The 2,061-nt window shown below is 47.4% G+C and carries 1 protein-coding gene and 1 pseudogene; both read right to left on the bottom strand.

Annotation, left to right across the window (positions count from 1 at the left end):
- A pseudogene (locus JCM12259_RS15605) lies at positions 1-871 on the bottom strand (glycosyltransferase family 2 protein); the annotation flags it as partial.
- On the bottom strand, positions 868-2,061 hold a 1,194-nt coding region (locus tag JCM12259_RS12655; protein WP_025066710.1), incomplete at its 5' end, for a MiaB/RimO family radical SAM methylthiotransferase. The gene JCM12259_RS12655 and the pseudogene JCM12259_RS15605, both read right to left, overlap by 4 nt.

The following is a 2,061-nucleotide window of genomic DNA, read 5'->3' as shown; positions in this document are numbered from 1 at the left end:
AATGCCTTACGTGCCCGGAAGATCGCTTTGCAATCGCCGATATTCCTGTTTAGAAACAACATTTGCAGTGCAGCGAGATAGTCTAAAAACCATCTTATCCGCATTACCGATTTCAATTCGTTTTCGGGTAGATTCTTATAGAGCATTGTGAGATTATTTCGGAAGTTGAGAAATGTCTTCATCGAATTGCTTTTTGGTAACGTGCCGCCGCCCACATGATAAACCCGACTGTCGGGAATGCAATAAATCTTGCGCCCCATCAGTCGCAGTCGCCAACAGAGATCGATCTCCTCACTGTGCGCAAAGAAGCGGGCATCGAGTCCGCCGGCATCCCAATAGTCGCGACTGCGAATGAGTAAACAGGCGCCTGTGGCCCAAAGAATTTCCGTGTTATAATCATACTGCCCGCTGTCGGGCTCAATCGTGTTGAAGATTCGACCCCGACAAAACGGATAACCGTATTTATCCAAATAACCGCCGGCCGCTCCCGCATACTCGAAATTGTCTTTATCACACTCAGACAGCAGCTTGGGCTGGCATGCGGCAACATCGGGATGGGTATCCATAAACTCCAACAATGGCGTAAGCCAATGGTGAGTCACCTCTACATCGCTATTCAACAACAAGTAATAATCGGCCTCAATCTGTTTCAACGCACGGTTATATCCCTCGGCAAAACCATAGTTTGATCCAGGAGAATCGTCTTGCAACCCTTGAATTTGTCGTGAATCAATTGCATGGAATCATCTGTCGAAGCGTTGTCAGCAACGTAAACGACAGCTTCATTACGCGAATACTCTATCACGGTGGGCAAATATTCGGCCAGCATTGCACGTCCATTCCAATTCAAAATGACAATAGCCAGTTTCATAATATCGCTTTTAAAGCCGACCGATCGTGATTAAACTCACCCAAAGTCACATCGATCAGCTGGTTATCATATTCTTCTCGGGCCATCGACGGCGGCAATTCCACACGGATATAATTCTTCGTGAAACCGTGCATCGCCTTTCCTCGGGCAGCCTTTTCAAATAAAACTTCGGCTTGGCGACCGATATGTTTAGCATAAAAAGCTTGTGTTTTCTCATCCGACAACGCCAAAAGACGTTTGGAACGCAACTTTTTGTCTTTGTCGTTCACAACATACGGAATAGAGAGTGCACTCGTCCCAGGACGCTCACTATATGGAAACACATGCAGTTGGGTGATATCCAATCCTGCCAGAAAGTTGTAACAATCTTCAAAATATTCAGGTTTCTCACCGCGACTACCCACCATCACATCTACACCAATGAATGCGTCGGGCATTTGTTCTTTGATCAATGCAATCTTATGAGCAAACAACGAGCGGTCGTATCGGCGATGCATCAAACGCAACACTTCGTCGCTGCCACTTTGCAAAGGGATATGAAAATGGGGCATAAACGCCCGACTGCTGGCGCAATAATCGATTAACGCATCGTCGAGAAGGTCGGGCTCGAGACTGCTGATACGAAAACGCCGAATGCCTTTCACTTGATCGAGTGCTCGAACCAAGTCGATGAAATGCTCACCGGTGGTTACTCCGAAATCACCTATATTCACTCCGGTCAGCACAATCTCCTTTCCGCCCTCACGGGCAGCCTGTTCGGCTTGCGCCACCAATGATGCAATCGAAGGATTTCTACTGAATCCGCGAGCATAGGGAATGGTGCAATAGGTGCAGAAATAGTTGCATCCGTCTTGCACTTTGAGGAAATAACGGGTGCGATTACCACGCGAACACGAGGGCGCAAAGGTCCGAATATCTTTCGTCCGCACCGAATGGAATTCATGCAAAGCGTCTTTCTCACCTCCTCTACTCCATGCTTCGGAGAGGAATTGAATAAGATTAGCTTTCTCATTGCTGCCTAAAACGAGATCCACACCATCGATTTTGCTCACCGTTTCGGCCTCTAACTGTGCATAACAACCTGTGACCACGACAAAAGAATGCGGATTTTCGCGCACCATCCGATGAATGGCTTGCCTGCATTTATGATCTGCCACTTCGGTCACCGAGCATGTATTGATCAGACAAAT

Origin of the sequence: Hoylesella enoeca JCM 12259, from assembly GCF_000613405.1 — a bacterium.
Classification (GTDB): Bacteria; Bacteroidota; Bacteroidia; order Bacteroidales; family Bacteroidaceae; genus Prevotella; species Prevotella enoeca.
The sequence above is the reverse complement of the archived record's forward strand: the minus strand, read 5'-3'. Positions and strand labels throughout refer to the sequence as shown.